Here is a 6,996-nt window from a genome sequence, read left to right on the forward strand (position 1 = left end):
CCATTCCCGGCGCGGAAATCTATTATGATCCGCATTTCCTTCCGGCCGGCGAGGCAAGCAGAATATTCAACGCGCTCTTGAGTGAGTGCTCGTGGGAGCGGCGGCGCGGTCCGTTTGGATATGCTGTGCCTCGGGACGAGGCCTATTACGGTGATCCTGGAACGCACTACACATATTCACGCCGCGAGTACAAACCGCTGCCGTGGATTCCGGAATTGCTTTCGCTTAAGACGCAGGTCGAAGAAGCCACGCCACTGTCAGCGTATGCCAACTTGAATTTGCCGAAGCAGAGCTACAACGCCGCGCTCTGCAATCTGTACCGCAACGGAAACGACAGCGTCGGTCTGCACGCCGATGCGGAAGCGGAGATGGGCCCGGTGATCGCATCGGTCACCTTGGGTGCAGCGCGACATTTCCGGCTGAAGCGGAATAACGGAGGGGTCGTGTTCGCTGAAAAGCTGCCGCACGGCAGCCTGTTGATTATGGCCGGGGAAACCCAGAAGAACTTCAAACATGAGGTTCCCAAAGAACCCGAGATCACTGAGCCGCGCATCAATCTGACCTTTCGGCGCATTGAGCATTAGGTGTTCTCTATCTTCGGACCCACCCTTCGCCAAAAGCGGGCGAAAGGGCCGACCACCCACCCGCCCTTCTTTCAATATGACAAATAGTGAACCTCATTCGGGCTCAAGCTGTTTTCATGCGGATTTGAATCTCTTAATTTCTGCGTAATCAGTCAGATAAGTCGTGTATCTCGCAACCCACCCCGCGCGCTGGTTTGCATCCAAGTCAGGAAACGCTAGCCGGAGGTACTTTATGAAAACAGTGGTATGCACGCTGTTCCTACTGCTGGCCACTTATGCTCTGGCGCAACGGGCGGGTCAGACGCCGCAGCCGGGGCAGCCGCCTTACGGCACTCCTCCGACGTTGCCAGAAGAGCGAGGGCCCGGGCGGGGCAACCTGCCGCCGGACGAGCAAGCCAGCCCTCAGCAGATGTCGAGCGGAGAAGTGGAGCAGCAAATTCAGCAACACCTGAATTCAGAGCCCACATTGACCGGCGTGAAGCTCAACGCTTCAGCCACTAATAGCAAAGTCACTCTGAGCGGAACAGTGGATAACGAGCGGCAGCACGATCTCGCCGTTCGCATTGCCCAGTCTTATGCCGGCGACCGGCAGGTCGTGGACAAGATCAAACTCCGTCAGTAGTGAGATTCCATCCAAGGAGGTCAATATCCGATGAAGGTACGAGAAATCATGAGCTCGAACGCGGTCTGTTGCCTGCCGAGCGACACCGCGCAGACCGTAGCCCGTCTTATGCGTGAACGCAATGTCGGATCCATACCGGTAGTGAGCGATCAGCAATCCAAGAAGTTGGTCGGCATGGTCACAGACCGCGACCTGTGCGTGGGGATCGTGGCCGACGGACTGGATCCGAAGACTACCCGTGTTGAGAAATTCTTAACCGCACACCCTGTCAGCTGCCGCGAAGGCGAGAATGTGGAGAACTGCGAGCGGGCGATGCAGGAGCGTCAGGTCCGGCGCATTCCCGTGGTAGATGCGGAAGATCGCGTCATCGGCATTGTGGCTCAGGCTGATCTGGCACTGAAAGAGAAGCCAGACAGAGTCCACAAGACGGTGGCAGAAATTTCCCGAGCCAACCGGCCTTCCGCAGCTGCGTGAAGCAAAACCCGGCGGGTATCCCCCGCCGGGCTTTCTCCTGGATGAAGAGACCCGGTGAATGCCCAGTCCTAAGTCCCACCCTTCTGAGCGTTGAGTTCGGTAACTACCGACCGGTTGCCGGGCCCGAGCGCTCAATGCGAAAGGTGTAGCAGCCTGCGGTGGTCGAGTTCACATGAATGTAATCCACATCCCGCCGCAGGAGAATCCGCTGAACCGATTCCTCCATCTGCTGATTCGTGACGTATTCCTGCACCACAAGACGTCTGCCACGAGCATACCCTTCCATGGTACGCGGGCTTGAACGAAGCTCCTCCGGGAAGAGCGCGCTCTCTGGATAGCGCTCGCACGGCGCGGCATGAATGAACACTGGTCCCGGAAGCGGTAGCTGCTCAACTCCGGCGAAGCGATCGTAGGTGAAGAGGATGCGTTCCTCGCCCGGCTTGATCAGCCGCAGGCAATGCCGGCACGGGGCTGCGTCCTCGCCTGCTTCGCGGTGCGCGGGGTGGTCGTATCCCGGCGCTTTCATAGTCCTGCGGACAGCTTCCGCAACATCAGTAGCAATGGCGACAATTCGGATGTCTGACACGATGTTGGCAACCTCACCTGGACTGAGGGGCAAAACCCGCTCTCAAGATTTGATTCTGGCGCAGGGGAGGCACTGGTTCTATCCGTTTCTTGCCTGCAAAATGGAATGTAGGTGTTAAGAGCGATATTAGTACTTTAACGATTCCTTGATCATATGCTTGGTCTTCAGCCAGAGGTTGCTCGAAGCGCTCGGATCAAGGTTGAAGCGGCCGTCGTTCTTCTGGTAGATGGAGACGCCCTCACCGGGCTTGACCTGATAGCCGGCGATCTCAAATGCCGGCACCAGCGGCCGTCTTCCCGAGAGAGTCCAGTGCAGGCTGACGGGCGAGATATCGTCACTGATGGCCATCTGTCCCGGGATGTAGTTGTAAGCCGGGAACGGGACGCGGCGCGTATCATCCACCTCCCAATACCAATAGCTATGGTCCTGCGCGAGCGGGCTGGGCGGAAGGAAGCGAAAAGCCTGTGACCGAGCAAACTGCGGACTTGGGCCGTTGAATAATTTGAGATTGAAGGCTTGTTGGGCAGGTGCAGGGGCGCTTCCAGACTGATTCGTGGCGGTGGGTTGTTGCGCCCAGGCGGTTGTCACTGCCAGCGTTAAGAGAAGAAGCCAACGGCGGAGCATCTTGTCTTTTCCAACCTACTATCAGTGGCGTGAAAGTACGATGAGTGTATCCCGGAAAACGGTTGCCGTCAGTAACCAGGGAAATGGGCGCGGGTAACGTCTCCTCCAAGGGTTCTTAGCTCGGCTAGAAGCTAGAACAAACTCCCCCAGTAACCTTAGATCCCATTACCCGCGTCCGCCTTTTATAGACCCGGAACCGGGGGAAAGTTGCTGATCCACTCAGGAATATCTTTAAGCCAAATACGGTGTCTTTGAACAAAAATACAGGCTTGCCTGCCGACCATTCCCAGGCTGGTTCCAGCCAAAACTAACTCCGCTTGCCCCTTGACGTGTGGCTGTTTTGGCGTCACCCGCCAACAGTGTGTGGCTCACACCCGCCGATCCCCTGGTTCTCGCTATAATTCGCCCGCCATGAACCTCGAACAAAAGCTGGAAGAGCTCAAGAAGCGTGATCACCTGGCCCAGGTCGGCGGCGGCCGCGAGCGACAGGAGCGTCAGCACAAAGAGGGGAAGATGTCAGCCCGCGAGCGCATCGAGTTTCTGCTCGATGAGGGCACCTTCGAGGAGACCGACAAATTGGTCACGCACCGCTGCTCCGACTTCGGCATGGAGAAACAGAAATATTACGGCGACGGCTTCGTTACCGGCTATGGCCGCATCGAGGGCAGGTTGGTTTTTGTTTTTGCGCAGGACTTCACCGTGTTCGGGGGATCGCTGTCGGAAGCCAATGCGGCAAAGATCGTGAAGATCATGGACATGGCGGCACGGGTTGGATCTCCCGTGATCGGTCTGAACGATTCCGGCGGTGCCCGCATCCAGGAAGGCGTAATGTCGCTGGCGGGCTATGCCGACATTTTCCTGCGCAACACCCTGTTCAGCGGCGTGATTCCACAGATCTCAGCCATCATGGGACCATGTGCGGGAGGGGCGGTGTACTCGCCGGCGATCACCGACTTCATCTTCATGGTGGACAAGACTTCCTACATGTTCATCACCGGCCCCGACGTCATCAAAACCGTCACCCACGAAGACGTGACCAAGGAAGAGCTTGGCGGCGCTCACACTCACAATCAGAAATCGGGCGTAGCGCATTTTCTGGCAGAAGACGATGCCGAGTGCCTGTCGATGATGCGCGAGCTGCTGAGCTTTATTCCCTCGAACAATCTCGAAGACCCGCCGCGGCGCGACTGCAGTGATCCGGTGGATCGGGCGGATGATGCGCTCGATTCCATGGTCCCGGCGGAGAGCAATCAGCCCTACGACATTAAGGATGTCATCCGTGCAGTCGTAGATGATGGATACTTCTTCGAAGTGCAGGAGCTATACGCGACGAACATCGTGGTGGGTTTTGCGCGGCTGAATGGACGCTCCGTGGGAGTGGTGGCCAATCAACCTGCCATTCTGGCGGGGGTGCTGGATATCAGCTCATCCATCAAGGGTGCTCGCTTCGTCCGCTTCTGCGACTGTTTCAATATCCCGCTCATAACATTTGAAGATGTGCCCGGCTTCCTTCCGGGAGTACAGCAGGAACACGGCGGAATCATCACGCACGGCGCCAAGCTGTTGTTTGCCTTCGCCGAAGCTACGGTGGCGAAAATCACTGTGATCACGCGCAAGGCCTATGGCGGCGCTTATTGCGTCATGGCGTCGAAACATATTCGTGCCGACGTGAACTACGCCTGGCCAACAGCAGAAATTGCGGTGATGGGTCCGGAGGGCGCGGTTGATATCGTGTACAAGCGCGAACTTGATCGCGCCACAGACCGCGAACAGATGCGCCGGCAGAAAATCGAGGAATTCCGCGACCGCTTAGCCAATCCCTATGTGGCGGCCGAGCGCGGCTTTGTGGATGCGGTAATTCAGCCGCACGAGACGCGCAAACGGGTGATCCAGGCGCTGGAGATGCTGGATAACAAGCGCGACAAAAATCCGGGGAAGAAGCACGCGAATATTCCTTTGTAAGAGGGGTCAGCGATCAGCATGCAGCCGTCGGGCTCGCGCTCCTACAGATTCGGGAATGCCCTCACACGATTTAACCAGCCCTTCAGGAACTGAGGAAATTTCTTTCCTAATTTCCGGTAATAATTGATTCGTCCTTGCTTGTACTGCCGAAATAGAGCGCCGTGATCGAGAGCATTCAGTGCCTGTATTGACGCAGGACCTAGAGTGCCGTCTTCAACCACGTCCGCTCCCATCCGATTCAGAAGGCGCTGCAGCAGGACCGTGGCGTAGTTGCCGGCGTTGACGTAGAAGTCACAAACGATATTAGCCAGGTCCTGGTTTTGGATTTCGTCGCCGCGTATTTTGTTCCAATAGAGATGGCGATAGATGATGCCCGCCTGCGCGTCGGTCAGTGCGTGCAAATTCTCCGATGTCGGCTCGAGTCCCAGCAACTCGTGGGCGCACCGCTGAAACGTCTTCATGGTGATGCCCTTGTTGGTTTCGCCGCCAGGATCGCTGGGATCATTGACGTAGCCACCCTCGAAGCGGAGCAACATTGCAAGAAAGAGATCGAAATTTGCCAACCCGCAGCTCCGGGAGAATCAAGAGATTGAGCCGGAAAGTCCTAGCGATCACGGAGTCAAATTTCCGCTTCCAGTCCCATAGGCCGACATGGTACGAAACCGGCGCTCCATCTGCCCAAAAAACGCCTGATTTTCCGGAAATGAGGTTGCTGGCGACGGACGGCGACCTTTCCCCTCAACTGGGGAAATCGAACGGAAGTCTAGCTGGTGCCAGTATTGGAGGGGACTCCTGGGGACCGGCCGATGAAGGGCGATCTCTTGCCGATAGTTGCCAGTTCGGGATAGTACTCCTGCAGCGGAAAATGATGATCCCTCCAGGCGTTGTAGCCACCGGTGAGAACCTCACAGCGGTCGATGCCTTTGAGTTTCAGCTTTTGCGCCACCCGGGCGCTGGTCGCTTCGTTGGGTCAAGTGCAGTAAAGGATGATGGCCCGGTCGTGGGGAATCTGCTGGAAGTTTTCGTCCAGCTTGTCAGGATCGAAGCGGAGCGCTCCCGGAATTACCTGGGGGTAGGCGAGGAAATCCAGCGCATGGCGCAGGTCGAGGATAGTGAGGGGTTCGCCGCCATCGAGCCGGCGCTTCAATTCTTCGGGCGAAATCCGCATCACGCGGCGAAGATAGCGGTGGAAACGAGCCCGCTGGATGTACTTCCATAAGATCCAACCCGCCAGCAGAAAGGCCAAGAATGCCCCGAACCTGCCGCCGTACCTGAGAGCCCGCTCCCCCAACTCCTCGATCTGGTTGCTGAATAGGACTCCGAGGACAATGAAGCTGCCTGCCCACAAAGCCGCGCCCAGGCCATCGAAGACCAGAAAGCGAGGACGTTTCATGCGGCTGACCCCCGCCATGGGCGGCGCGATGGTGCTGAAACCGGGAATGAATTTGGCGATCAGCAGCGAAGGCGCGCCATAACGCTGGAAGATGTCCTCAGTACGGCGAACACAAGAATCCGGCTCGATCGAGATGCGGCATAACGTGCCCAGAACTCTTACGCCGCGCCAGACTCCGAGTTCGAACCACACGAAGTCGGCGATCAGCGCAGCTATGCAAGCCAACAGCAGGACGAAGCTAAAATTCAGGTCACCCTTGGCTGACATGGCTCCTGCGGCCAGCAGCATGGGAAGTGAGGGGAAAGGCAGCCCAATCTGCTCTGCCAAAACCCAGCAGAACAGAATCGCGTATCCGTGATGGATCAGGAATTCGACCGCAGAATGCACGCAATAACTCTAACACTGAGCGCGGCAGAACCAGCAATCAGCAGTCAGCATGTCACTCCAGACCTGGCAGGAACACGCCTAAGGCGCGACAAATAGCCGCGTCAGAACGGTGGTTCTATGGCAGGTGGGATCGCGCCGGGCAAGGAAGGTGGAACTGGAATTTAATTGTTCTGCCGACTACTGAGGCTGACTACTGATTCTTGAGGGCTAAATAATTAAGGGTCCCAAGGTTTTCCGTCAGGCTCGTTCTTCTCGGCCAGCCGCTCGCTTTAGACCCTCGCTCACCTCTGCCTGACCCCTGTTGCCAGTATGATCACGCCGATTTCGCTTGGGCTCCGGGCTCACCACCAACCGGATAAACCAG

General features: G+C 57.2%; 9 protein-coding genes. 4 read left to right on the plus strand and 5 right to left on the minus strand.

Going from position 1 to position 6,996, the window contains the following annotated elements:
* The 3 genes from VEG30_00795 to VEG30_00805 form a co-directional block, all read left to right on the plus strand.
* A partial coding sequence (locus VEG30_00795) for an alpha-ketoglutarate-dependent dioxygenase AlkB (GenBank protein ID HXZ78436.1) occupies positions 1 to 584 on the plus strand: 584 nt, incomplete at its 5' end.
* Between the two features lie 232 nt (positions 585 to 816).
* Positions 817 to 1,206, plus strand: coding sequence for a BON domain-containing protein (locus VEG30_00800; protein HXZ78437.1), 390 nt, complete (start codon positions 817 to 819; stop codon positions 1,204 to 1,206).
* 30 nt (positions 1,207 to 1,236) lie between these two features.
* Entirely contained in the window at positions 1,237 to 1,680 is a 444-nt protein-coding gene (locus VEG30_00805; GenBank protein HXZ78438.1) for a CBS domain-containing protein, read from the plus strand.
* A gap of 103 nt (positions 1,681 to 1,783) precedes the next feature.
* On the opposite strand, the gene VEG30_00810 is transcribed toward VEG30_00805, so the two are convergent.
* Together VEG30_00810 and VEG30_00815 are read right to left on the minus strand one after the other, a co-directional pair.
* The gene (locus tag VEG30_00810) at positions 1,784 to 2,299 is read right to left on the minus strand and encodes a DUF1203 domain-containing protein (GenBank protein ID HXZ78439.1); all 516 of its coding nucleotides are present in this window, start codon (positions 2,297 to 2,299) and stop codon (positions 1,784 to 1,786) included.
* Between the two features lie 93 nt (positions 2,300 to 2,392).
* Positions 2,393 to 2,890 carry a hypothetical protein gene (locus VEG30_00815; protein ID HXZ78440.1) on the minus strand — a complete coding sequence of 166 codons (498 nt, stop codon included), beginning with the start codon at positions 2,888 to 2,890 and terminating at the stop codon, positions 2,393 to 2,395.
* A 411-nt stretch (positions 2,891 to 3,301) separates the two neighbouring features.
* Between VEG30_00815 and VEG30_00820 the strand changes: the two genes are divergently transcribed.
* Entirely contained in the window at positions 3,302 to 4,852 is a 1,551-nt protein-coding gene (locus VEG30_00820; protein HXZ78441.1) for an acyl-CoA carboxylase subunit beta, read from the plus strand.
* 41 nt (positions 4,853 to 4,893) lie between these two features.
* Here the strand turns inward: VEG30_00820 and VEG30_00825 are convergent, their stop codons facing one another.
* The 3 genes from VEG30_00825 to VEG30_00835 form a co-directional block, all read right to left on the minus strand.
* The gene (locus tag VEG30_00825; GenBank protein ID HXZ78442.1) at positions 4,894 to 5,415 is read right to left on the minus strand and encodes a glycosyl hydrolase 108 family protein; all 522 of its coding nucleotides are present in this window, start codon (positions 5,413 to 5,415) and stop codon (positions 4,894 to 4,896) included.
* A gap of 200 nt (positions 5,416 to 5,615) precedes the next feature.
* Complete coding sequence (locus VEG30_00830; protein ID HXZ78443.1) at positions 5,616 to 5,798, minus strand: hypothetical protein; 183 nt, start codon at positions 5,796 to 5,798, stop codon at positions 5,616 to 5,618.
* A gap of 24 nt (positions 5,799 to 5,822) precedes the next feature.
* Positions 5,823 to 6,632: a VTT domain-containing protein gene (locus VEG30_00835; GenBank protein ID HXZ78444.1), complete on the minus strand. Its 810-nt coding sequence runs from the start codon at positions 6,630 to 6,632 to the stop codon at positions 5,823 to 5,825.
* Between the last annotated feature and the right edge of the window lie 364 nt (positions 6,633 to 6,996).

Source organism: Terriglobales bacterium (assembly GCA_035624455.1).
GTDB lineage: Bacteria > Acidobacteriota > Terriglobia > Terriglobales > Acidobacteriaceae > DASPRM01.

Coding starts and splice junctions, on each gene's coding strand:
- VEG30_00805 (HXZ78438.1), top strand. CDS start 1,237: ATGAAGGTACGAGAAATCATGAGCTCGAACGCGGTCTGTTGCCTGCCG.
- VEG30_00815 (HXZ78440.1), bottom strand. CDS start 2,890: ATGCTCCGCCGTTGGCTTCTTCTCTTAACGCTGGCAGTGACAACCGCC.
- VEG30_00820 (HXZ78441.1), top strand. CDS start 3,302: ATGAACCTCGAACAAAAGCTGGAAGAGCTCAAGAAGCGTGATCACCTG.
- VEG30_00800 (HXZ78437.1), top strand. CDS start 817: ATGAAAACAGTGGTATGCACGCTGTTCCTACTGCTGGCCACTTATGCT.